The organism is Fictibacillus sp. 23RED33, assembly GCF_015903925.1.
Taxonomy (GTDB): Bacteria; Bacillota; Bacilli; order Bacillales; family Fictibacillaceae; genus Fictibacillus; species Fictibacillus phosphorivorans.
The window spans coordinates 1,481,314-1,504,564 of record NZ_JACZDX010000001.1 but is presented as its reverse complement, the minus strand read 5'-3'; the positions used below and the strand labels follow the sequence as shown (position 1 = coordinate 1,504,564).

The following is a 23,251-nucleotide window of genomic DNA, read 5'->3' as shown; positions in this document are numbered from 1 at the left end:
GGTGATATGGTTATGTCGAATTGTATATGGTGGAAAGACAGAAAATTGGCTCACACCATTCATTTTCCTAATTGGAGTGGTGAAGGTGAAGAGAAGTTTCCGCTAATCATTATTTGTCACGGTTTTACGAGTACACGAATTGGTGTAGATCGTCTGTTTGTTAAAACGGCTCAAGAACTCGTTAAACTAGGGTTTGCTGTATTGAGATTTGACTATGCTGGCTGTGGTGAGAGTGAAGGGGAATATGGAGATAATGAGTTTGCTTGTTTTATCGATCAGACGAAGGAAATTATTTCTTTTGGTAGCAAACTACCTAACATTGATCAAAATGCAATAACGTTAATCGGTCATAGTTTAGGTGGTGCGGTAGCGATTTGCACTGTAGCTGATGATGATAGGATTGGGAATGTGATCACTTGGTCTGCAGTAGGGAATCCATTTGAAGATATTAAAGAAATAGTTGGTTATAACGGAGAGCACCCCGTGATTGATCATCTAGGGTATGCGATAACCGAAGAATTTTTACTTTCGCTTCAAGCTTATTCACCGTTAGAAGACATCAAACAGTTTCGTGGTAACGCACTGTTCATCCATGGCTCGGACGATCCAGTTATATCTTCAAGATATTGCTCTCACTATTTTGAAGAATCAAGAAAGAGGAAAATTGGTAGAAGCTCAATAGTACTAATAGAGGGTGCCAATCATACGTATTCTTCAATTGTCCATTTCGATAAATTAATTTCTTCTACTTCTGAATGGTTAGTAAAGAATGTTAAAGTTTCTGTTCAGAATAATTTGAAAAAAGTGTTTGACATTTTACAAAATTCCTGTGATAATACAAAGTAATTTGATAGGAATACTCTTATTAAGAGCAGGTGGAGGGAATTAGCCCTATGAAACCCGGCAACCATTCATGTTGAATAATAATCAATATGAAAACGGTGCTAAATCTAACAGTGGTCACACTGAGAGATGAGAGGATTATCGGAATCGTTTTCGAGAAGCCTTCTGTCTCTGTTATGAGAACAGGAGGTTTTTTTGTACCACCTCTTAAAGAGCATCTTTTATCAAAGAACTTATAGAAACTAAAGGATAGGGGATCAGATCATGAAAAGAATCATCCAAGTATTACTCGCAAGTTTCGCAGTATTTTTATTAGCGGCTTGTGGCTCATCAACAAGTGGTGGAGAGAAAACAGAAAAGCTAGTGATTGGAGCATCAAATGTACCACACGCAGAAATTTTAGAGGAAGCGAAGCCGCTTTTAGAGGATAAAGGCATTGAATTAGAAATCGTTAAATTCCAAGATTATATCTTACCGAATAAGTCTTTATATGAAAAAGAAATTGATGCGAACTATTTTCAGCACATTCCATATCTAACACAGCAAGTGAAAGATAATCCGAAGTATAAATTTGAAAATGCAGGAGCTGTTCACTTAGAGCCGATGGGCGTTTATTCGAAGAGACATAAGTCATTAAAAGACCTACCAGAAGGCGGGAAGGTTATCTTAAGTAATTCAATTGCTGAGCACGGGCGTATCTTGTCAATCTTTGAAGCAGAGGGACTGATCAAACTAAAAGAAGGAAAGGGCTACGAAGCGCAAATAAGCGATATTGTAGAAAATCCGAAAAACTTAGAGTTTGTGGCAGACATTGATCCAGGGCTGTTGACTAAAGCATACGAGAATGATGAAGGCGATGCGATTGTGATCAACACAAATTATGCAATCGATGCGGATTTGAACCCGAAGAAAGATTCCATCGCACTTGAAGGTTCAGATTCACCATTTGCGAATATTATCACAGTTCGTGAAGGCGACAAAGAGAAGAAATCTATCAAAACCTTGTTAGAAGTGCTTCATTCGAAAGAAATTACCGATTTTATTGATAAAGAGTACAAAGGTTCAGTGCTAGCTGTTAAAGAATAAGAATAAGGATGAATGAGCTGACTAGATGAGTGAAATCCACTCATCTAAGCAGCTTTTTTCATTTACAGATGTTTTAAGGCATCCGATGAACACCTTTTTTTGAATATTAAGTCTAAATAAGAAAAATTAAGTCTTACTCAGAAAAATTAAGTCGTTCTGATCATCAATTAAGTCAAACTAGACATGAATTAAGTCTAAACTCAAAAATAAAGGCCGTTCGACAATATCAGCATCTTTCATCACCAACAATTGGCGATATGATATGATGAAGACAGATGAATACAACATATAAATCAATGGAATAAGCGGGTGGAAAAAGAAATGGCAATAGATTTTTGGTCACCTGTCAAACTATCACTTGGCATAGCGGTGACAGCTTCACTGATTGTGATCCTAGCCGGCTTATTTTTCGGAAGGATCATGGCTCACCAGAAGTTTAAAGGGAAAACGTTAATCGAAACAATATTCCTACTTCCACTCGTACTACCCCCAACTGTGGTAGGTTTCTTGTTAATCGTTTTGTTCGGTCGAGATGGTCCCGGGGGACAGCTCGTAGAGTGGCTCTTTAATCAGCCGATCATGTTTACATGGTGGGCAGCCGTCATTGCGTCTGCAGTTGTGGCATTTCCACTCATGTACCAATCCGCAAAAGCGGGGTTTGAATCTATTGATGCAGACATCGAAAACGCAGCGCGAGTAGATGGAGCCAACGAGTGGGATGTATTGCGAAAAATCTCTGTTCCATTATCTGTTAGAGCTATCACATCAGGTGCTATTTTAAGTTTTGCTCGCGCATTAGGTGAGTTTGGTGCAACATTAATGTTTGCCGGAAACATACCTGGAAAAACACAGACGATATCCACTGCAATCTATATCGCGATCGAATCAGGAAATATGGATCTTGCATGGATGTGGGTAGGAAGTGTTATTGGTATTTCATTCTTAATGCTTGTTGCTGTAAATCGCATAAGAGCTTAGCAGAAAAAAGAATCTGTAATGATTGTATTTTGAAACTACAAACATGGGTATGGTAGGCGGTTCTGCATTAGTATTAAAACCAGTGAATAAAGAAAACACAGCTTCTCTAAAGAGGGCTGTGTTTTTTTAAGCTCTAATCCCATGTGAAATACTTATTCGTTTTTTTCTATACTTACCGCAAACTTACTATGAGAAAGGTATTTTAATCGAATGGATTTGCCTTTGAAATGATCTTTGTAAGACTTAGCCGTTATATTCAAATGTGCAACATTAACTTTTTTACTATCAATCATTATGGAAGAGACATAGTCAGGACCATTTTTCGAGCCATACGTTAAGGTTGAAGGAATTCCTTCTATCACGTTGAATTTTCTAGCTTCATAGTCACCAATGTCTTCGTAGAGTTGAAATACGGTGTGTGCAAAAGCAATCGCAGCTGCAATGGATCCAATGATTACAACCAGAATAAGTAGGCGTTCTATCCAGTTGTGTATTCTTGAATAACTGGCAACAAAGCCAATAAATAATGATAGTAGAGACATGGCTAAAAAAAGGAAAAGCTCAGTCAGAACAAGGTGATCTTGAAATACTGTCGAAGATAAAAATAAACTTATAGCAGAGAATAGCAGAATCACAAAAAGTAAGATGAGAGGAAATGTATTCGGAGTCTTAAAGCTTCGAGATCCTGTAATTCTTTTCTTTTTTCGATAACCCATAATGATCCTCTCCTTTATAAAATATATTCCTTAAAGCTAAACCACTATTCATGAGCGTGAAGAGTCACTTTATTGGTTCTTGAATAACATCATTTACCGACGGAACGGAGATTATTATATGAAATTAACTGGAGCCCAACAATCTGCAATAGATTATGTTGAGCGTTATGCTGCAAAACATAAGGACGATGCTCAAGCAACGATTCAACATTTATTAAGAATGTCTAACATAACCACTGATGTCTTTCATAAGGCAGTCCATATAGTAAAAGAGCATGCCCGAATTGCTCTTCACTTTCATCCGGATCGGCCAAACTCTTCAATGAATTGTATTGCCGAAGCGTTACATCAAGAAGGAATATACAAGAGTCAGTTTGAATCGTTGCTTTCAAACGGAAGTGTATCTGCCTATCCCGGAGGTTTGCGTGATCGGTGGGAAGAACAATTATTTGGAGGAGCTTACCAGATAAAAGGAACGACCCTTAATGAGCGAGCAAAATATGGTGCGTTAAACATTATGATGCATGCCGATGGGCCAGCGCCACGGTTTGGTTCGTGCTACTTCTTACTCAAGCCTGAAGTTTCAAAGCGAGCTACTTTTACATACCTTGATTCTCATCAAAATCCAAAAGAAAAAGGGACTATTAGAGAGTTCGATATGATACTTGCAGCATTATTTGAGGAAATCTTCACGAGAGATTATGCGCTCGGAGAATCAAATCTTATGATAGGTTCATTGGTCCAGCATCTTGTTCAAAAAATAAAATTACCGTTTGAAGACCCAGCTGAAAAACAAGTGTATCGAAATCTAAATCATTATATCGAAGCACAAGTTCACGGTGATCTTGTATTAAAAGAAGATGTGGAAATTCTTGTTGCAGACCCCTCATTTTTTGGAACGAAGGTCGGAGTTACGCTTACAAGTCTTTGTGCAAAATATGATATTAAGCTTTATTATCATTCTGGATTTCAATTGTCTGTAGATCAGGTTCCTTCAGATTTTAGAGGTTCTGAAATGCCGTCCTTAGCAAAAAGAATCGCTAAAAATCAGGTGATTGATGCATATCTTATAGGTGAAGCTGTAATGGATTTAACGAGAAATCCAGTGACATGGAGCGACAGAGGAACGCAGAAAGAAATAGTACAAGAGCTTAAACTTCTATGGCATGTGTTGGTGAAGTATGGAAAACCCTATAGGAAAAGAAGATCAGTTTGAATTGAATAACATCTTGCATTTACTATTTTTATCTGTTACTATCGTTTCAATGCTAACGATTATGAAAATTGATAAGGAGTGGATCATATCTATTCTTTTGATGAGTACGGTGAATTGTTGCCCGAAGAGAAGGACACCATCAATCAATTGACTAAAGCACCGATCGAATCACTCAATCTGCATTCTATTACAGTGGTTACAAATCTGTATCGAGCTGCTCAAGGATTGCGTAATAAGATGGAGCGAGAAGTATTAGCAAAGCATGGGTTATCTTGGACGTCATTTTCTATTCTGTATGATCTGTGGATATGGGAATCCGTTGAAACAAAAAAACTAGCATTATCCGCTGGAGTTTCAAAAGCAACCATAAGTAACATTACGAATACATTGGAAAGAAAAGAATTATGCTTTCGTAAGGTGGATAATCGCGATCGACGCATCACGTGTGTTGTTCTGACCGATAAAGGCAGAAAAGTGATGGAGGAACTGTATCCAAGGTTTCATGAAGGTGAGGTTGAAGTCGTTTCTTCCTTGTCCGTTGAAGAGCAGAAATTAATCTCAGGCTTGCTAAGAAGAGTTATTCGAGAGAACGACTTTTAAATTTAATAAAAAAATGCGATGACAGGAAACTCAGTAGCAATGATCTCCCTGTTTTAGAGAGCTGGTGGTTGGTGTGAATCAGTACAAAGATCATGTGAATTACATTTCCAAGAGCTTTCTTCGTCACTTATATTAGAAACAGACGAAGAACGGGAAAACCGTTATTTAACTTGAGTGGAAGAATATTTGTTCTTCAATTAGGGTGGTACCGCGTGTAAATTTAGACCACGTCCCTTGTGTTATAGGGATGTGGTCTTTTTATAATTTCTTGAGAATTAGGTTTTTACAATAATTAGAGGAGGAAATAAGGATGATTCCAGTTTTAGAACAACTAACAGAGCAACAGCAAAATGAAGTGAAGAGGCAAATGGCAATCTATAAGCAAGGCGTTCAGGATATAATCCCTACCGAAGAGTTAGAAACAAAAGTAGCAAAGTCCATTTTAGAGAATCGTCCACTGAAAATTAAACTTGGACTTGATCCTTCAGCACCAGATGTACATCTTGGTCACACAGTGGTGTTGAATAAGTTAAGACAGTTTCAACAAAACGGTCATGTCATTCAATTGATCATTGGAGATTTTACAGGCAAGATCGGTGACCCTACAGGAAAGTCTGTTGCGAGAAAACAATTGACAACAGAAGAAGTGGAGCACAACGCGAAAACATATTTCGAACAGTTTGGAAAAATCATAGATATGGAAAAAGTAGAGCTGCACTACAATTCTAAATGGCTTTCTAAGCTGAATTTTGAAGATGTAATAAACCTTGCTGGTAAAATTACAGTGGCAAGACTGTTGGAGCGGGATGATTTTGATGAGCGTATCTCAACAGGAAAGCCGATCTCACTGCACGAATTCTTCTACCCGCTCATGCAAGGTTACGACTCTGTTAGGTTAGACTGTGATATTGAATTAGGTGGAACGGATCAACACTTTAACATACTAATGGGAAGACACTACCAAGAGAAATTTGGAAAAGAAAAGCAGGTTGCTATGCTTATGCCCCTCTTAGAAGGTTTAGATGGCGTTGAAAAAATGTCTAAATCCAAGAGAAACTATATTGGTATTGATGAAGCTCCCAATGAAATGTACGGAAAGTCGATGTCCATTCCAGATACGCTGATGATCAAGTACTTAGAACTCATAACGGACTTAAACAAAAATGAGATTGATACAATAAAGTCAGATGTTGCGACTGGGAAGCTTCACCCTCGAGATGCAAAGATGCTTCTTGCACGAACTATTGTCCGCATGTACCATGGCCAAGAAGCAGCGGAAGAGTCAGAGAAGCATTTTATCTCCGTGTTTCAACAAGGCTCTCTACCATCTGATATTCCAGTCATCCAATGGAACGGTTCTTTAGAAATTTCAATCATAGACTTAATTGTTGAGTTGAAGATGCTTTCATCAAAAAGCGAAGCTCGTAGAATGATCCTCAACCGTGGTGTTAAAGTAGATAATGAGAAAGTGGAAGATGCAAGTTCTTGCCTCATCTTATCTGAGGGTATGGTCATTCAAGTTGGGAAGCGAAAGTTTGTCAAAATTACATTGAATAAATAAAGTAATAGATATTTTAACATGCTTTAAAAGAAAAAAGGCGGTTATCAAAAATGGGAATCACTTGGAAAGAAGTCACGTATTCAAATCAAGAAAATTTGAAAGAAGCACTTACTTTGTATCACAACTCTTTTCCGATTGAGGTTCGGGAACCAGAATCGGTTTTTCTTCAAAGTCTGAAGAATGCTGAAGCGAACCAGCCAAATCATTATCGTTTTCTAGTTGGATATTTGGAAGATGAGTTAATCAGTGTTGTTACAGCTCACTATTTAGCTGATGTAAATGCAGGTTTTATCGTGTATCTAGTAACAAATCCTCAAATAAGAAGTAAAGGGTTAGGAGCAAAATCTCTTCAAAAGATTGAAGAAGTTCTACAACAAGATAGTATTCATGCTGGAAATGAGTCATTAAAAGCAATCGTTCTTGAAACTGAGACGCGAGAGATGGTACACAGCGAAAAAGAAAAGGAAGACTGCGTAAAGCGAACGAACTTCTTTATGAAAAACGACTTTTATAAAGTGGAGGATTTTCTCTATTTTCAGCCACCTATACATGATGATGGCGTAGATGTACCTCTTCATCTATTCATGAAACAGCAAACAGAACAAGAAATATCGAAATCTGAAGTAAGACGAATAGTTAAAGCTATGTATGTTGAAAAGTATCATCATGGTAATGGTATTGCAAAAGAGGTTCTAAATCGTTCATATCGCAAGATGAATTTGGAAAAAAATAATTTGTTTTGTGATTAAAAAGTGAGGTGTCCTGGCATAAAAAGACTACTTACTATAATGGTTTGCGTTATGTTCTTATCTGCGTGTCAAAAAGAAGAAAACAGAAAGTATGTTCATTGGGGAGAAAAAACGGAAATTGACATAAAACGATTAACCGATAACGGAATTGATTTTAAAGTGAGAAACGAAAATCTTTACATTCCTGAAGATCAAATGAAAAAGGCTGTAGCTTGTTGTACTTGATTAAACAGTAATGACAGTTACAAGTATAAAACACAAGGCACTTCCGATTGGGAAGTTGCCTTGTGTTTTTTTGGTTAAGCTATAACATTTCGTTATCTAAATATATGATGGTATTTACTTCCTTGAACTATTTCTTCTGCTCCAAGTTTGGTCCATTCTTCAATTGAAAGATGTGAATGGTTTTCTAAGTAATTTTTTGTCATTTCATAACCTACCTTATAATTCGACCATTTGGGAATCTTTTTCACAGCATTCCCATCAAAATATTCATTATATAAATATGGATCTAATGAATTCGCATTTGTACTTAACTGGGTCAAAACATGATTAAAGTCTATCTCAGGTAAAGGCTCTGTCCAGGCTGTTCTATGATGAGGGTAGATGACAGTAGCAAAGTTATCTGCTTTACCTTCAAAGATAAATTTGTCTATTATAGTGAAGTTTATATCAGTTGTACTTTCTAAATTTATTGTATGATGATATTCGTGTGCAATTGTATACTTTAATGCATTCTCTAAAAAAGAAGGGTCAATTTGTATTAAAATCGCATTTCCGCTTAACGTCCATCCGGTTACACCTTGCATTTCCTGAATCGCTATAGTGTTTTCGGGATTAACCGGCATAATAAAAATCGTTTTGTTTGTTCCAGGGAGTTGTTCAGCAGATTTAATTAATGCTTCCTTAATATATGAGTTTATTACTTTTTGATTTTGAAGAAGCTTATTCGTATTATCTGCAAGTTTTTTTGAATCACTTGTTGGAGCGAAAAAATTAAAATAACTGCTTTTTATGTTTGCTTTGACTTTAGAAGCTTTATTTTGGAACGGAATAACAACGGTTTTGTTGTATTCTTTTTTGTTGTTCATTGAGGGAGTTTTCTCTACTAGACTCGTATAATCTAATACTTCCTCATAAAGGGGAATAATCTGAAAGGTTTGATGATCATGTGAAAAATCAAATAAAGTTTGCTCTGTTAGAGAATTTTTATTACTTTTGACTTGTAATGTCTTAGTCGAACAACTTATTAATAATAAAGAAATGAGAAGTAGAAAGATTGTTTGAAATACTGTTTTCATTTATTCAAAATCCCCCATAAATAAATTACCTCAATAATACCATAAATAGGGAATTTAAATAGATACATAACGACCGAATTTGGTCATTATAGAAAAGAATATTTCGTATTAAATGATAACCGTCGGCTCCATAACAGTCAAAGTACGATTCACCGTATTCATGTTCACATTTACACCTAGTGGGATCGCCGCTTTATAATAGCCGTGAGCACTTGTTAAATTGGTCATGAGTGGTTTGCCGAGTGGAACAAGAAATTCATCGATTACATTTTCAAATGTTACTCCATATGCAGGTTCACATTTTGTACATTCTCCTATGATGATTCCGATACAATCTTCAAATTTACCTGCGAGCTTTAAGTGGTTTAAGTATCTATAGACGGTGTTTACGGGCTCGTGAGTGTCTTCAAGAAATAATATTTTACCCTTTGTGTCAATTTCATAAGGTGTGCCTAAACAATCTACGAACGATGTTAGGTTTCCACCTACAATAACTCCTGTAACGTTGCCTGCAACTTTACTTACAAGCGGAATAGTTGATGGATTCATGATCTGCCATGGTGCAGTTGTTCGGGTGATGCTATTAAAGAATTGATTGAAATTATAAGAAGGAGTACCGGACCGGAAATCCAAGAGCATCAAGCTTTGAAACGTAACGAGATCCGATAGTTGATACAGCACATTTATGAGAATGGTTATATCACTGTAACCTGAGATGATCTTTGGATTGGTTCTGATAATATTGTAATCGAGATAGGGTAGAATGCCTGCTACTCCCACACCACCTCGCGTTGGAAGAATCATTTTCACCTGATTGTTCTGAAACATCTTCATCAAATCTGAAGCACGTTGCTGTGGGGTTCCTGACAAGAAACCATTCGTCGCGTATACATAGTCTCCTACAATGACCTGAAAACCCATATTTTTTAACATTATGATTCCTTGATTAATTATGTTCGCTTCGAGCGGGCTACCCAATGTTACAATTCCAATAGTATCGCCTTGCTTTAATTGCTGCGGTTTGATCGACATCCTAACAGCTCCTTTCGGAGAAACGAAATCCTATTCACTATTATATTGGGCATTAGCAAATCATATGAAAAAACGTCCAGAAAACACGTTCTGAACGTTTTGTTATATCGTCTATTTTTCTTTTGAATACGGTTTAGGCTGGTAAAAATAATTGGGTTTTACGATATCATTTTTGTAAGGTTTATGAAAAATGTGAGTTGTTGCAGGACTCATAGGTGGAATGAGCCACGCCCAGTTACCCGTTACATTTCTGCCACTCTCTGACTCTTTTTCTTCAAACTTTTTGAACTGTTGAGCTGCCGTATGATGGTCTACAATACTAACACCATCTTCTCGGAAGGAATGAAGCACTGCGATGTTTAACTCAACAAGCGCTTTATCTTTCCATAAAGAGATCGAACTTTTCGTATCTATGCCCATGCATGAAGCAATCTGTGGGAGCATATTGTAACGATCTTCATCAGCTAGATTTCTTGCACCGATCTCAGTCCCCATATACCATCCATTGAAAGGAGCTGCCGTGTAACGGAGCCCGCCAATCTCTAAAGCCATATCTGAAATGAGGGGAACACCGTACCATTTTAATTGAAGATCTTGAAACCATTCAAATTCAGGGTGACGTATCTCTACTTCTAGCGTTGAAGACTTTGGAAGTTCAAATAACTTAGGAACGTTATCATTTACTTGAATTACAATGGGCAAGATATCAAATTTTCCGTATATGGGTTCCCAACCGAGCTCTATGCACTTTTCAGTAAATTCAACAGATGATGGATCTCCAATAATTCCAGCTTCTGTCTGATACCCAGCATATCGAATCAATTGATGATTCCATATTCGCACATGTTGTTTCTTAGTTTGGGGAGGGAAAATGGTTATGGTTGGCCGAATTCGTCCATGGTTAGTCGCATAGTTCATGTGCTCTACGATTGCCATAAAGATTTCTTCTTCTGTTTCAACATGTCTTTGATCGAACGTGTTCATCTGGTCCCAAAACAATCTTCCGATACATCGATTGCTGTTTCTCCACGCTACTTTTGCGCCGTAATCAATTTCAAAAGCTAAGTGAGTGTATGTACCTATTAATTCAATTTCTTGTGCGATTTCTGAAATTCGATCATCAATCTCAATCTGCGTTCTATTTAATTCCTGATAACAGGAAGTGATAAATTCTGTTGCTTCTTGTAAAAGATTCATTTCCAAAATAAAGCCCCCAACAAAAATAAGTGTATTATTATAATAGCCTAGTTTTCGAAGAATTACCGCTTGTAAGTGTTACAAAAATAGAACATGCAGGAGGAGAGTTGATGGGAATGAGAGCACCTTACCAGGTTTTGGTTATTCCTTTTGTATTTAGAGAACTTGGTATTGAATATGCTATTTTAAAACGTTCAGATATGGATTACTGGCAAGCAATTGCTGGTGGAGGGGAAATGGGTGAAACCCCTGAACAGTCTGCCAGGAGAGAAGCCTTTGAAGAAACAGGTCTAGGTGAAGATTGCGGGTTAATCCATTTAGATTCAAAAACTTCTTTGCCAGTAGAACACGTAGTAGGTCACTTTCTTTGGGGTGAAGAAGTGTTCGTTATACCTGAGTATTCATTTGGTTTAGAAGTCTATGATCAGAAATTGAATCTATCGAAAGAGCACACTGCCTACAAATGGGTTAGCTATGAAGAAGCTGTCTCCGCTTTAAAGTGGGATAGCAACAAAACGGCGCTATGGGAACTACATACAAGATTAAACAAAATAAACAATTAAAAGGAAAATTATGTTAAACTATGAAGGTTGAAGGAGGTCATAAGAATGACTCATACAGGTTGTTTAATATGTGAACGGATTGAGATGATCAATAACAGAACAAATCCTTATTTTGTAGCAGAGCTAGAGACAGGTTTCGTCGTGATTGGAGATCATCAATATTTTAATGGGTATACGCTATTTCTTTCAAAACAACATAAGACAGAACTGCATTTTCTAGAGACAGATATGAAGAAGACATTCTTAAATGAGATGAGTTTAGTAGCTGAAGCGGTTTATAACGCGTTTAACGCTGAAAAATTAAACTATGAATTATTAGGAAATGGTGATTCACATCTTCACTGGCATTTGTTTCCTCGAAGAGAAAACGACTCACCTGTAAAAGGTCCTGTATGGTGGGTAGATAGAGAAGAGATGTTTGCAGATGAAATAAGACCGTCTCAAGATGAGTTGGAAGATATGAAGAACCGTTTGTATTCCGAACTTAGCAAATTGATTTCTGTGACAATTCGTTAAAGAAAGGACATGAATGCGATGAGTGATCATCCTAGAATTGAAACGAACCGCTTGATCTTAAGGAAGGTAATTCTGGATGATGCGAAGGATATGTTTTCTTATCTATCGGACTCTGAAGTTGTAAAACATATGGGCCTCGAACCTTACCAAACAGTCGAGGATGTACATGGAGAAATAGAATGGTATCAATCCATCTTAGAATCACATACAGGGATAAGGTGGGGAATCACGTTAAAAAGTTCAGATACAATCATTGGAAGCTGTGGATTTCTAAATAGGACAAAAAAGCATTTTCGAACAGAAGTTGGATTTGAACTGAATAGAGAATATTGTGGTAAGGGTATTGCACAAGAAGCGTTGCAAGCTGTTGTAATACATGGATTTCAACACATGGAACTGGAAAGGATTGAAGCACTGATTGAACCTGATAATTTTCCATCACAAAAACTAGTAGAGAATATAGGTTTTGTTAAAGAAGGATTGCTCAGACATTATGAATTTACGTGTGGCAAATTTGATGATCTTCTCATCTATTCATTGCTTAAAGAAGACGAAATCCGAACATTAAACAGATTATAATCAAAAATGTTAAGTTTTATGTTGAAAACGAAACGGATTATTGTTATATTATCAAAGTAACATACATAAAAACGAATTACTCGTATATGCTCGGTAATATGGTCTGAGTGTTTCTACCCGGTTCCCAATGAAAGAACTGGACTACGAGTTGAAGTAACAGGTTGAGTAGTTATACTTAGAAAAAAATAAGTATGTCAGCCATTGATTTAGCAAATTTTCTTTGCTTAATGATACTTTGACTCTGTCGGTCTAGAGGTAGAACATATCTACATTCTCTAGGCTATTTTTATTGCGTATTTACGTGTAATCCGTGACATCTGGAGGGTAATATACAATGAAGAAATACGGATTATTAGCAATCGCAGCAGTTTTATTTTTATCTGCATTAGCTGGGTTTAATTTTAACCAAACAGCATCCGGAAAAGGGAAAGTAAAACGTCCGATCATCATTCAAGGACCAATGCCGATTGAGGCTGAGAATTTTGCAAAGCGCTTAAAGAACGTTAAAGAAGAAACGTCTGGGAACTTTGTTTTCTATAAAGGAACACTGAATAACTATCCGGTAATTGTGGCCAAAACAGGTAAGGGTATGGAAAACACAGCAGCAGCTACTGCTATTGCAATCGAAAAATATAAACCTGTTGCTATCATCAATCAAGGTACATCTGGTGGACATGATCCAAGCTTAAACGTATTTGATATCGTATTAGGAAAAAGAACGGTAAATCTTGGGTCTTTAAAGACACCTCATAAAGAAGCGAATGAAGGGATACACCCTACATCATGGATTCCTATGGACTTGATGGCATCAGAAGGTAGTGCTGGGGAAGATCCAAATGCGGAAAAAGCACGTTTCTTTGAAGGTGATGCAAAGCTGTTAAAAGCTGCTCACGCAGTGAAAGATAAGTATACAAAAGGAAAAGTTGTAGAGGGTACGATCGGTTCTGCAGACGTTTGGAACAATGAAGTTGACCGTATCAACTGGTTCCACGAGAACTTTGGAACTTCTGTTGAAGAGATGGAAGGTGCATCAGCAGCACAAATTTCAAAAGCTTATGATGTCGCATTCCTCGGTATCCGTGTCCTTTCCAACAATAAAACCAACGGTGGCCAATACGATCCTACAACAGCAGCTGCTAATCAAGACTATGTTTATGAAGTTGTAAAAGAATATATCTCCATGAAAAAAGGTAAATAAGGATAAGGAAAACCCCGCTAAACATGCTTTAGCGGGGTTTATTTTTCTAAAATAGCCTTATTAAATTTTTTTAGGAGATGACCAAACTGTTTGCGTTCTTCCTCCGTCCAATCAACTGTAAGTACTTCAAAACGATCAAGCCGAGCTTTTTTATACTCATTAAAATCTTCAGTCCCTGATTTCGTTAACTGTAGAAAGTAAGCTCGACGATCCACATGATCTGGAACTTTGTACACATATCCTTTTTTCTCAAGTGAAGCAGCTTGTCTACTGACTGTAGAGGTATCCAGCTGCAAGTTATCAGCGAGCGTCTTCACTCCAAGAGGGCCATGAACAGACAATTGATGCAGAAGGAGATAGGCAGATCTGTCAAGATTACCGATTTTATTTTTGGATGTGATCGAAGTGACGCGCCTTACAAGCACGGCCATCTCAAGTTCGATCTTTTCAAGTATGGGATTCTTCATCGTATTTGCCACCTTTACATTCAAAACTCTACCAACATAATAACCGATTAGAACATGTTACAACAACAGGATGTGGGTTTGACAGCAAAGTAGTTGTATTATACAATCATATAGTTGTATTATACAATAAATTGTAGTCATAATAAAATTGAAAAGGAGATGTGAGAATGTCATCAAGCACACAAAGTGTTGGCGGCGCTAAGGTTTCAGGAGTTATGCTTGATAAACAAAGTTTATTTCATCAGCCTATCTCCGTATGGGCTGTTTTTTTCGCTTGTATAACAGCTTTCATGGGGATGGGATTGGTCAATCCTGTTTTACCTTCTATCGCTGAAAATCTTCAAGCATCACCAAGTGAAGTGACGTTACTTTATACGAGTTATAATGCAGTGATGGCTTTTGCCATGCTTATAACGAGTAGCGTGTCTTCAAGACTTGGCAATAAAGGAACTCTCTTGGCAGGGGTCTTCATTATTGCGACAGTATCCGCACTAGGGGGATTTGCTGATAACATATGGACACTAGTTGGTCTTCGTGCAGGTTGGGGATTAGGTAATGCTCTGTTTGTAGCAACTGCATTAGCTGCGATCGTATCCCTTTCGAGCAGCGGTACTGCTAAGGCTATTATTTTGTATGAAGCAGCGGTTGGTTTAGGAATCTCAATCGGACCTCTACTCGGAGGTACCTTAGGGAGTATTTCGTGGAGATCGCCTTTCATAGGAGTTTCGACTCTTATGATTCTTGCATTCATGATACTGTTGGTATTGATGCCTAAACCGAATGCGCAGTTAGCTGTGAAAAAGAAAAAAACACCGTTATCTGCTCCGTTTAAAGCGATGAAGCATCGTTCGCTCTTAGTACTCGGAATCGTTGCGGCACTTTATAACATTGGATTTTTCACGATCATGGCTTACGCACCATTTGTTCTAGGGTTACATCCGAAGGGACTAGGTTATGTGTTCTTAGGCTGGGGAACTTTGCTAGCGATCACATCCGTATTTATGGCACCAAAGCTAGAAAGAACATTTGGAACGGTAAAATCTATGGCAATCATGCTGTTCTTATTTGTAGCTGACCTTGTAATCATGGGATTATTCACTTCGACTCAATGGGTTATCATTTCAGCGATCGTTTTTGCTGGAGCAATATTGGGGAATACGAATACCTTAATTACAACAGCTGTTATGGAAGCAGCACCTGTTGAGCGATCGACAGCATCTGCAGCGTATAGCTTTTTGCGGTTTTTAGGAGCGGCGATCTCTCCTTACATGGCGGCAAAACTAGCAGAGATCTTCAATCCACATCTACCGTTTTATGTAGCTGCTGGTTTCGTGTTTTTATCAATCATTTTCATCGGTTGGAACTACAAACATCTAGCGCATGTAGATCGAATGGATACGGCGCATTAAAAAATAGTAGCGAAAAAGCCTGCTCCAATAGTTGGAGCAGGCTTTTATGATTGTGGTGGATAAACGAATCCAGGAGTTTAAGGAATTAATCCACGAGTTTTGATTCTGAATCCAAAAGTTTGTGCAATTTATCCACGAGTTTTGGTCCTAAATCCAAAAGTTTATGCAGTTTATCCTCGAGTCTACAATCCTCGACGCCGTTCGACTTTAATGGTCGTTCCCAAGCACTTACTGCTCAGTCAAAATAAGAGGACTAACAAATGAAAAAGGTACGGAGCAATTCCGAACCTTTTTTCTAATTTAATATAAAAATACCAACCAACGAGTAGACGATGACTGTTGAAAACAGGATCGTCATGTGTATTAGAGAATAGATAAAGAGCAGCTTTGCCCATTTCTCAGAATCCTTGTTTTTTTTGTAGCCATAGATGCTCAACACAAGCCAACCCACGTTCATAAGAAGAGCAACTAGCGTTAACCCTAAGCTTAACGGCAGGAACAAAAAGCTCGTTAAACTTAATAACACTAGATAGATGTTTGTTTGTGTATAGGTTCTTTTAACACCTTTTACAACAGGGAGCATCGGTATACGAGCTGCCTTATATTCATCGTGTCGGCGAATGGCGATGGCATAAAAGTGAGGCATCTGCCAGATGACCTGAATGATGAACAGTGCGGCAATCGCGGGGTGTGCAAGCGTCCCTGTCATTGCTGCCCAACCGATAAGGGGAGGCATCGCACCTGAAATACTGCCTACCTCAGTGTTATAAATCGTTCTTCGTTTCGTCCACATCGTATAAGGAACGACATAAAAGAAAAGACCTAAGAAACCTAGTAATGCCGCAAGCGGTGTGGTGAACGCAAGAGCGATAATCCCAAGCACAGCCATAATGCCAGCGAGTGTAATCGCAAATTTTGTATCGATCTCACCAGTAACCGTAGGTCTGCTCTTCGTTCTTTCCATGATTGCATCAATATCGCGGTCATATACATTATTTAACGTACCAGCTGCACCTATTACTAAAATGGTTCCGATCAATGCGAATACAACATCAAGTAACTTAGTGCCAGGATCGATATCGTACGTATATAATGCCAGCGTAAGTCCGGCAAACATAGGAACGAGGTTAGATTTAATGATTCCCGTTTTCACAGTTTGTGACAGAATCGCTGACCGTTTTTGTTTTTCTACTTTCATTGTTTTTTCCATACTATAAGACACCATCTTCACAATAATTCTCTCTCTATATTATCCATATAGTGTAACCTTAAATCCACTTCTATTAAAGCACTAAATGAATTCCCAGTTCAAATAATAGAACACCTTAAGAGACTTTACACAACGGTTTTGTGAACGTTCTGTGAGGTTTATGTGATAGAAATGTGATACAAACGCTTACGTAGCTTATAATCGCATCGTTTCATTACTTTGCTTTTTATTACCGATATATATAAAACGAAGTGAAATGAACATCAAAAGAATCGCGAGCATGCGTTCCCAAGTGAAGGGAACGGATAGTCCTCCAAAAAATCCAAAATGGTCGATAACCATACCCGCGGTAAGCTGTCCAATGACGGTTGCAATGTTAGTAGCGATGACACCAATGCGTGGTACAGCAACTACTGTTAAAAATAAGTAACCAACCCCGAACCATACGGCTGCAAGCTGCCACTTAGGCGCTTCAAAGACCTTTAAGATGTTACCTTCACCAAAGAAAAGAATAAGAATGGCTAATAGGAGTGCACCAGAGAAAAATGTTAAAAACGCAGCTTCATACGTACCGGATTTTCTGCTGAAAGCTCCATTTATTGATGATTGAGCACTAAGTAATATACCACCTATGACTGATCCTAGAAGAATTATTATGTTCATGTTGTTATCCCTTCCTTCCTAAAAAATGAGCAGCAGTGAGATGGTCATGAGCGATACTGCAATAAGTTTTTCTTTGTTAACGGAAGCCTTTGAACTCCCTAACCAGCCCTTGTGCTCGATGAGTATACTCATAGCGATCTGACCGATGATAACAGAAATCATAGCAATGCCTACACCAACAATCGGTATCGCTATGATTAAGATTGTTAGATAGATGGTACCCAGGGCACCACCAGAAAGTTCCCATTTAGGAGCTTGAAACGTATAGCTTAGAGAACCTTTACCTAAGAACAGAACGACGATTCCAAGTATAATGGCACCAACAAAAAAGTTGTAAAAGCTGCTTTCTAATTTTCCGATTGTTTTTCCAAGCTCGCCATATATCGCCCCTTCAACACTTAGCGAAACACCAGCAAGTAATGCTAAAAGATAAGTCCATATTTTCATAAACAAAACTCCTTCATATTTACATATTTAAAAATATCGATATAAAAGCAAAAAAAGAAGAACCTATAATTCTTCTTTTAGATAGGTGGCTAACTCTTGTATGTTTTTTTCATTTCTCCGATAGTACGTCCATTTGCCATGACGATCTGATTCCAGCAAACCAGCTTTCTGCATCATCGATAAATACTGGGATACAGTGGATTGCGATAGATTCGCTTTTTCCTGTATATCTCCCACACAGATACCGCCTTTCTCATTAATCGTTTTTGATAGATGAGCAGTGGGTTTATCAAAGTGTTGATGTGGATCTTTGAGCCATTTCAGAATATCGAGGCGAATGTCGTTGGAAAGCGCCTTAAATACATCGATTGGATTGTTCATGTTTTATACTCTAATCGGTTTTTCTCGATATGTCAATTTGTTAACACTCCTGAAAATTGGAAAAAAATGAAACATATCGGAAATATGAATCGTATTATTAAGTAGAAACCAAATAGGAGGGAAGTAAAGATGGAATCCATTTTATCCGTTCTTGTCCTCATAACGTTGATATTCTCCATTACATACGTCATACGGCAAAGGCGTTCACAAGGAATTAAAGGTCTGAGGACAGCATTAACATCAATCTGTTTTTTCTTAATCGCGATAGTTAATCTTTTAGCCTACTGGTTTGATTTCCTTGGGATATGGAGCTGGGGAATTTCGGTTGTTCTTTTACTGTTAGGTGCTTATTTTACTAAATATTTAAGGAGAATTGAGCAAGCTTAAAGTTACAAAAAAAGGAAAAGTAAAAAGCGGAATAATCTAACAGTAAAAAAGGGAGCAGAGTACAACTGTTCTCTTTTTCATGTTACGAGATTATTGGGATTTAAAGTCAGTTTTTTCGGGTATTGAAAGCAAATTCACATTCAGTAAAAATACAGCTAAAAAATGGAAAACATATTTTTTATCCAATCTTGGGAAGAAAAGAAAGGTGACCTAATTAATGAGAAAATATATGGGCATCGCATCTATACTAATCCTCTTAACCACCTTACTTATTTTACAATTCGTCATTGAGAACCTATTAAGTGAAATTGGTTTTATCATCCTTTTAGTCGGGGTACTTTTAGCATTTATAACAGCTTTCATTAGTACGAAAGGTTTCTGGCGTTCTACTGCATTCAGCGGTATCGGTTTGTTCTTAGTTATCTTTATTTTTGGAGTATTATCTTTCATCGGAGTCATATAAACCTTCTTTTATATCGTGTTATAAGATATAATCTTAATAAACGATGTAAAAAGAGGTGCTTATCTTGTTTAGTTCGTCAAAGTTAAATCAATATTGGACAGACATCTATTTCCATTTACATTATCCACATGGTGAGAAAATAACTCATCAAATGGTACGGATTCTACAATTGATTGATAAAAAAGAAAGGGTAGTTGTAAATGATGTAGCGACTCATCTCGATATCTCTCACAATACGGCGTCTGAGCATGTAAAGCGGATGATTCAGAAAAACTATATAGAAAAGAAACGTGATCAGGAGGATGAAAGAAAAGTCATTCTTCGGTTAACCGATTTTGGCACAAACGTACTTCATGAAAACACGAGTCTTGATGAAGAAAAGTTGAATCATATTTTTAGTAATATGGATGAAGTTGAAAAGGAGTTAATCTCAAAGGCATTCAAACTCCTAAGTGAGCGTGCAAAATCATGTATGTAGTTATGAAAATTTTAATTTCTGCAGGAGTTATAGCAGCTGTTACCGAAATTGCTAGAAGGTTTCCTAGTTTTGGTGGGGTGGTGGCTGCTCTTCCACTTGTCAGTTTGTTAAGCATCATTTGGCTTTATGTACAAGGAGAGCCAACCAAAACGTTAAGTAAATTCGCTCTTGGCGTTCTATGGGGATTTCCGGCGACTGCCGTTTTATTAGTGATTGTATATATTTCATTAAAGCACTCATTATCATTAATCACCTGTTTAGGTTTAGGTATAAGCGGTTGGTTTCTATGTATTTTGCTTCAAGAGGTAGCAATAAAATTAATAAAAACGATAATCTGAATACCAGACATTTAATTCTGTAAAGAGGTGAAAGTATGCAAAATACAAATCTCCCCACAAAATTAGGAAAACCCGCTGAAAGAGCTTTAGCCTCTGCAGGCATATCTTCAATCGAGCAACTTACAGATTGGAGGGAATCAGATCTTAAGAAATTACACGGAATAGGTCCGAAAGCGATGGGACAACTTCTTGCTGGACTGCATGAAAGAGGACTGTCTTTTAAGAAATAACACAGTGTTTTTTATACATATAAAGGAGAACGCTTACATGTTAGATCAGACTACACTTGTAAAAGCAACAATTAGCGATGCAGTACAGTTAACTGCCATTATGAAAAAAACGTTTGATGGCGAAGCAGAAAAATGGCTTTCGCATCTAGATACCATCGACTTCAATATACAGCCACCAGGATACACATCTGTTGAAATGACTAAATATATGATTAGAGAATTAGAATATTTCAAAGTAATGTACGATGGTTTTCTTGTTGGAGGAATCATAGCCACCATCTCAGGAAAGTCATACGGCAGGATTGATCGAATTTTTATTGATCCAGATTACCAAGGTAAAGGGATTGGTTCTTTAGTTATAAATTTAGTTGAAAAAGAATTTCCTTATGTAAGAGCTTGGGATCTTGAGACGTCGAGTAGACAGCTGAATAACCATTACTTTTATAAAAAGATGGGGTATGTTGTGACCTTTGAAGGTGAAGAAGAGTTTTGTTTTGTAAAACATATTAAGCAGCCGTTTCAACATGAGAGTATGATGAAAAATCAAACCTTATCTCATCATCAATATGAAAACTCTGATCTAAGTCATTCTGAATATTACCAAGTTACGATGGAACGTTGTTCGATAAGCAACAGTAACGTAAGTCAAATACATATGAGCAATTGCAATCTAAGTCGTTCAAAGTTTCAAAATATTAACTATAGAAATACAATGTTTGCCGATTTGAATTTATCTGATAGTGAATTCATTTACGTGACGTTAAGTGGTGCCCAATTCATAGATACAAATCTTGGGGACAAAGGGAATCCTCTTCTATTTAACAGGTGCGATCTTACTGGGTCCAAACTAGTAAATTGTGATCTTAAACATGTTGAAATTAAAAAAAGTGATATTACCGGTATGAAGATAGATAACATTCCTGTAGAAGATTTGCTTCACTTGTACTATCAATCTAGTAAACATTAAGAACTTCATGAAAAAAGAAAGGCGATGAAGAAATGATAAAGCAACTAAACGGTCAAGAAATTGAAATTAGAGGCAAAAAATTATATGTAGAACGTTACGGTACTGATGATAAACCAGCTATCCTTTATCTTCATGGAGGTCCTGGGGAAGGATGTCATGATTTTTCCTTTCATCAAGCTGAAAGATTAGGAAAGCATTTCAATCTAATTTTAATAGACCAAAGAGGAGTTTGTCGTTCTGAAAACATAGAAAAGAATGAATCCTTTGGCTTTCAAGATTTAATCGATGACTGTGAAGCTCTTCGAGAACTTTTACATATAAAAAAGTGGTCACTTATTGGTCATTCATTTGGTGGATTTTTAGCTCTAGCTTATGTTCGGCAACATCCTGAATCTATAGAAAATGTGATTTTCGAGGGACCAACTTTTGATTTTGAACTAACATCGAGAAGTCTTATCAGAAAGACTGCACATTTACTAAAAAAGTATGGCAAACACGAACTATACGAGAAAGGTTTGTTACTTGCTGAGGGGAATCATACCATTCGTGAATTAACAGAAGAATATATGAAGTTGAGTGATGAGTTAGGTGAGAACCGTATGGAGATCTATCGGCATAATCATAATAACCCAACGGATTATTATTCATTTTATTCTGAGGAAGAATGGGATAAATTCTATGACCGTTCAGAGCACCACTACAATTTGTTAAGAGAAGAAGGCAAGATCTTTGATTCTTTGTTAGATGACATAAAGTTTGTTGAAAATCCGATGTTGTTACTCGTTGGAAAATATGATGCTTGTACGTGTGATAAACATTTTGAGGTGTTCGAGCGAGATGCTATTAACGGAGAAATATTAATCTTTGAAGAAAGTGGTCACACTCCTCATTACGAGGATTCAGAAAAGTTTAAGCAAGTTGTCATAGATTATCTGCAATCTTAGGATTAGAAAGACCAGGTTTCGTAGCTGGTCTTTCTTTTAAATTTAACGGCCTTTTTAAAATACGTCTTTTAAGCTGTTTTGAAGAAGAGGTGTTTTTCATTCGTTTGTGTAACTAGAGAATAAACATTTAACATATAGAGGTGAAGAGATGAAACTCGTATTATTATTTGGCCCGCAAGCGGTTGGGAAGATGACTGTTGGGCATGAGTTAGAGAAAGTCACAAAATTAAAGCTTTTTCATAATCACATGACAATCGATCTTGTTACACCGTTTTTTGAATATGGTTCTGATGAGGGAAGAAGACTGGTGAAATTGTTTCGTTCAGAGATTTTTCAAACATATGCGAAGAGTGATCAGTATGGAATGATATTTACATATGTATGGGCGTTTAATTATAAGGAAGATTGGGAGTTTGTTGAAGGTGTGTGCCAGGTGTTTGAGAAGGAAGGAGCAGAGATCTATTTTGTCGAACTTGAATCTGATCTAGAGACAAGACTTAAGAGAAACACGACTTCTCATAGGTTAGACCATAAACCTTCTAAAAGAAATATTAAGTGGTCGGAAAATGATGTAAAGACATCGATGGAAAAGTACCGTTTGAACTCTGAAGAGGGAGAGTTAAAAAGAGAAAATTATCTGCGAATTAACAACGAAAATTTAAACCCTGATGAAGTAGCTGAACAAATAAAATATACATTTAACTTATAAAAAAAGGACCTAAGAGGTCCTTT

29 protein-coding genes, 2 riboswitches and 1 other annotated feature are annotated in these 23,251 nt (G+C 37.2%); of the genes, 20 read left to right on the top strand and 9 right to left on the bottom strand.

From position 1 onward, the window contains the following. Positions 1 to 6 precede the first annotated feature (6 nt). From IHV09_RS07800 to modB, 3 genes are all read left to right on the top strand, one after another. On the top strand, positions 7 to 846 hold the full coding sequence (locus tag IHV09_RS07800) for an alpha/beta hydrolase (RefSeq protein WP_197264034.1): 840 nt from the start codon (positions 7 to 9) through the stop codon (positions 844 to 846). 13 nt (positions 847 to 859) lie between these two features. Continuing rightward, positions 860 to 979, top strand: a riboswitch (SAM riboswitch). Positions 980 to 1,107: 128 nt separating this feature from the next. Then, a complete protein-coding gene (locus IHV09_RS07795) occupies positions 1,108 to 1,929 on the top strand; it encodes a MetQ/NlpA family ABC transporter substrate-binding protein (protein WP_197264033.1) in 822 nt (273 codons plus the stop codon). Between the two features lie 321 nt (positions 1,930 to 2,250). Continuing rightward, complete coding sequence (modB, locus tag IHV09_RS07790) at positions 2,251 to 2,907, top strand: molybdate ABC transporter permease subunit (RefSeq protein WP_197264032.1); 657 nt, start codon at positions 2,251 to 2,253, stop codon at positions 2,905 to 2,907. A gap of 152 nt (positions 2,908 to 3,059) precedes the next feature. Here modB and IHV09_RS07785 read toward each other — a convergent pair whose 3' ends face one another. After that, entirely contained in the window at positions 3,060 to 3,623 is a 564-nt protein-coding gene (locus tag IHV09_RS07785; protein WP_197264031.1) for a hypothetical protein, read from the bottom strand. Between the two features lie 118 nt (positions 3,624 to 3,741). On the opposite strand from IHV09_RS07785, the gene IHV09_RS07780 reads away from it, so the two are divergent. The 4 genes from IHV09_RS07780 to IHV09_RS07765 all read left to right on the top strand — a co-directional run bounded on the left by IHV09_RS07780 (position 3,742) and on the right by IHV09_RS07765 (position 7,749). Next, on the top strand, positions 3,742 to 4,839 hold the full coding sequence (locus IHV09_RS07780) for a DUF3626 domain-containing protein (protein ID WP_197264030.1): 1,098 nt from the start codon (positions 3,742 to 3,744) through the stop codon (positions 4,837 to 4,839). Between the two features lie 87 nt (positions 4,840 to 4,926). Continuing rightward, complete coding sequence (locus tag IHV09_RS07775; protein ID WP_370568667.1) at positions 4,927 to 5,439, top strand: MarR family transcriptional regulator; 513 nt, start codon at positions 4,927 to 4,929, stop codon at positions 5,437 to 5,439. Positions 5,440 to 5,448: 9 nt separating this feature from the next. Then, positions 5,449 to 5,677: a binding site (T-box leader), on the top strand. Positions 5,678 to 5,749: 72 nt separating this feature from the next. Continuing rightward, positions 5,750 to 7,000 carry a tyrosine--tRNA ligase gene (gene tyrS, locus IHV09_RS07770; RefSeq protein ID WP_197264029.1) on the top strand — a complete coding sequence of 417 codons (1,251 nt, stop codon included), beginning with the start codon at positions 5,750 to 5,752 and terminating at the stop codon, positions 6,998 to 7,000. Between the two features lie 50 nt (positions 7,001 to 7,050). Then, the gene (locus IHV09_RS07765; protein ID WP_197264028.1) at positions 7,051 to 7,749 is read left to right on the top strand and encodes a GNAT family N-acetyltransferase; all 699 of its coding nucleotides are present in this window, start codon (positions 7,051 to 7,053) and stop codon (positions 7,747 to 7,749) included. Between the two features lie 317 nt (positions 7,750 to 8,066). Here the strand turns inward: IHV09_RS07765 and IHV09_RS07760 are convergent, their stop codons facing one another. From IHV09_RS07760 to IHV09_RS07750, 3 genes are all read right to left on the bottom strand, one after another. Beyond that, positions 8,067 to 9,050 carry a DUF2268 domain-containing protein gene (locus tag IHV09_RS07760; protein ID WP_197264027.1) on the bottom strand — a complete coding sequence of 328 codons (984 nt, stop codon included), beginning with the start codon at positions 9,048 to 9,050 and terminating at the stop codon, positions 8,067 to 8,069. A gap of 108 nt (positions 9,051 to 9,158) precedes the next feature. Next, complete coding sequence (locus tag IHV09_RS07755; RefSeq protein ID WP_197264026.1) at positions 9,159 to 10,082, bottom strand: S66 peptidase family protein; 924 nt, start codon at positions 10,080 to 10,082, stop codon at positions 9,159 to 9,161. 111 nt (positions 10,083 to 10,193) lie between these two features. After that, a complete protein-coding gene (locus tag IHV09_RS07750; RefSeq protein ID WP_197264161.1) occupies positions 10,194 to 11,279 on the bottom strand; it encodes a nitric oxide synthase oxygenase in 1,086 nt (361 codons plus the stop codon). 116 nt (positions 11,280 to 11,395) lie between these two features. Between IHV09_RS07750 and IHV09_RS07745 the strand changes: the two genes are divergently transcribed. The 4 genes from IHV09_RS07745 (at position 11,396) to IHV09_RS07730 (ending at position 14,135) form a co-directional block, all read left to right on the top strand. Then, positions 11,396 to 11,842, top strand: coding sequence for an NUDIX hydrolase (locus IHV09_RS07745; RefSeq protein WP_197264160.1), 447 nt, complete (start codon positions 11,396 to 11,398; stop codon positions 11,840 to 11,842). Positions 11,843 to 11,887: 45 nt separating this feature from the next. Further along, on the top strand, positions 11,888 to 12,358 hold the full coding sequence (locus IHV09_RS07740) for an HIT family protein (RefSeq protein WP_197264025.1): 471 nt from the start codon (positions 11,888 to 11,890) through the stop codon (positions 12,356 to 12,358). Between the two features lie 18 nt (positions 12,359 to 12,376). Continuing rightward, positions 12,377 to 12,937: a GNAT family N-acetyltransferase gene (locus tag IHV09_RS07735; RefSeq protein ID WP_197264024.1), complete on the top strand. Its 561-nt coding sequence runs from the start codon at positions 12,377 to 12,379 to the stop codon at positions 12,935 to 12,937. Between the two features lie 60 nt (positions 12,938 to 12,997). Next, positions 12,998 to 13,101, top strand: a riboswitch (purine riboswitch). 170 nt (positions 13,102 to 13,271) lie between these two features. Further along, entirely contained in the window at positions 13,272 to 14,135 is an 864-nt protein-coding gene (locus IHV09_RS07730; protein WP_197264023.1) for a 5'-methylthioadenosine/S-adenosylhomocysteine nucleosidase, read from the top strand. Positions 14,136 to 14,173: 38 nt separating this feature from the next. Here IHV09_RS07730 and IHV09_RS07725 read toward each other — a convergent pair whose 3' ends face one another. Then, on the bottom strand, positions 14,174 to 14,602 hold the full coding sequence (locus IHV09_RS07725; protein WP_197264022.1) for a MarR family winged helix-turn-helix transcriptional regulator: 429 nt from the start codon (positions 14,600 to 14,602) through the stop codon (positions 14,174 to 14,176). Between the two features lie 167 nt (positions 14,603 to 14,769). On the opposite strand from IHV09_RS07725, the gene IHV09_RS07720 reads away from it, so the two are divergent. After that, positions 14,770 to 16,011, top strand: a complete 1,242-nt coding sequence (locus tag IHV09_RS07720; RefSeq protein WP_197264021.1) for an MFS transporter — start codon at positions 14,770 to 14,772, stop codon at positions 16,009 to 16,011. A 295-nt stretch (positions 16,012 to 16,306) separates the two neighbouring features. Here the strand turns inward: IHV09_RS07720 and cyoE are convergent, their stop codons facing one another. The 4 genes from cyoE to IHV09_RS07700 all read right to left on the bottom strand — a co-directional run bounded on the left by cyoE (position 16,307) and on the right by IHV09_RS07700 (position 18,712). Continuing rightward, positions 16,307 to 17,221: a heme o synthase gene (gene cyoE / locus IHV09_RS07715; protein WP_197128058.1), complete on the bottom strand. Its 915-nt coding sequence runs from the start codon at positions 17,219 to 17,221 to the stop codon at positions 16,307 to 16,309. A 195-nt stretch (positions 17,222 to 17,416) separates the two neighbouring features. After that, positions 17,417 to 17,884, bottom strand: a complete 468-nt coding sequence (locus IHV09_RS07710; protein ID WP_197128057.1) for a DMT family transporter — start codon at positions 17,882 to 17,884, stop codon at positions 17,417 to 17,419. Between the two features lie 18 nt (positions 17,885 to 17,902). Next, positions 17,903 to 18,331, bottom strand: a complete 429-nt coding sequence (locus tag IHV09_RS07705; protein ID WP_197128056.1) for a DMT family transporter — start codon at positions 18,329 to 18,331, stop codon at positions 17,903 to 17,905. Positions 18,332 to 18,394: 63 nt separating this feature from the next. After that, complete coding sequence (locus IHV09_RS07700) at positions 18,395 to 18,712, bottom strand: ArsR/SmtB family transcription factor (RefSeq protein WP_197128055.1); 318 nt, start codon at positions 18,710 to 18,712, stop codon at positions 18,395 to 18,397. Positions 18,713 to 18,841: 129 nt separating this feature from the next. On the opposite strand from IHV09_RS07700, the gene IHV09_RS07695 reads away from it, so the two are divergent. From IHV09_RS07695 to IHV09_RS07660, 8 genes are all read left to right on the top strand, one after another. Next, positions 18,842 to 19,099: a hypothetical protein gene (locus IHV09_RS07695; protein ID WP_197264020.1), complete on the top strand. Its 258-nt coding sequence runs from the start codon at positions 18,842 to 18,844 to the stop codon at positions 19,097 to 19,099. 217 nt (positions 19,100 to 19,316) lie between these two features. Further along, the gene (locus IHV09_RS07690; protein WP_197264019.1) at positions 19,317 to 19,562 is read left to right on the top strand and encodes a hypothetical protein; all 246 of its coding nucleotides are present in this window, start codon (positions 19,317 to 19,319) and stop codon (positions 19,560 to 19,562) included. Positions 19,563 to 19,623: 61 nt separating this feature from the next. After that, complete coding sequence (locus tag IHV09_RS07685; RefSeq protein WP_370568955.1) at positions 19,624 to 20,040, top strand: MarR family winged helix-turn-helix transcriptional regulator; 417 nt, start codon at positions 19,624 to 19,626, stop codon at positions 20,038 to 20,040. Further along, on the top strand, positions 20,031 to 20,378 hold the full coding sequence (locus IHV09_RS07680; protein ID WP_197190946.1) for a DUF3147 family protein: 348 nt from the start codon (positions 20,031 to 20,033) through the stop codon (positions 20,376 to 20,378). Before IHV09_RS07685 ends, IHV09_RS07680 begins: the two co-directional genes overlap by 10 nt. A gap of 35 nt (positions 20,379 to 20,413) precedes the next feature. Then, positions 20,414 to 20,608, top strand: coding sequence for a DNA-binding protein (locus IHV09_RS07675; RefSeq protein WP_197190947.1), 195 nt, complete (start codon positions 20,414 to 20,416; stop codon positions 20,606 to 20,608). 37 nt (positions 20,609 to 20,645) lie between these two features. After that, the gene (locus IHV09_RS07670; protein ID WP_197264018.1) at positions 20,646 to 21,575 is read left to right on the top strand and encodes a GNAT family N-acetyltransferase; all 930 of its coding nucleotides are present in this window, start codon (positions 20,646 to 20,648) and stop codon (positions 21,573 to 21,575) included. A gap of 32 nt (positions 21,576 to 21,607) precedes the next feature. Further along, the gene (locus tag IHV09_RS07665; RefSeq protein ID WP_197264017.1) at positions 21,608 to 22,519 is read left to right on the top strand and encodes an alpha/beta fold hydrolase; all 912 of its coding nucleotides are present in this window, start codon (positions 21,608 to 21,610) and stop codon (positions 22,517 to 22,519) included. A gap of 148 nt (positions 22,520 to 22,667) precedes the next feature. Next, positions 22,668 to 23,228 carry an AAA family ATPase gene (locus tag IHV09_RS07660; protein ID WP_197194215.1) on the top strand — a complete coding sequence of 187 codons (561 nt, stop codon included), beginning with the start codon at positions 22,668 to 22,670 and terminating at the stop codon, positions 23,226 to 23,228. Positions 23,229 to 23,251: the final 23 nt, after the last annotated feature.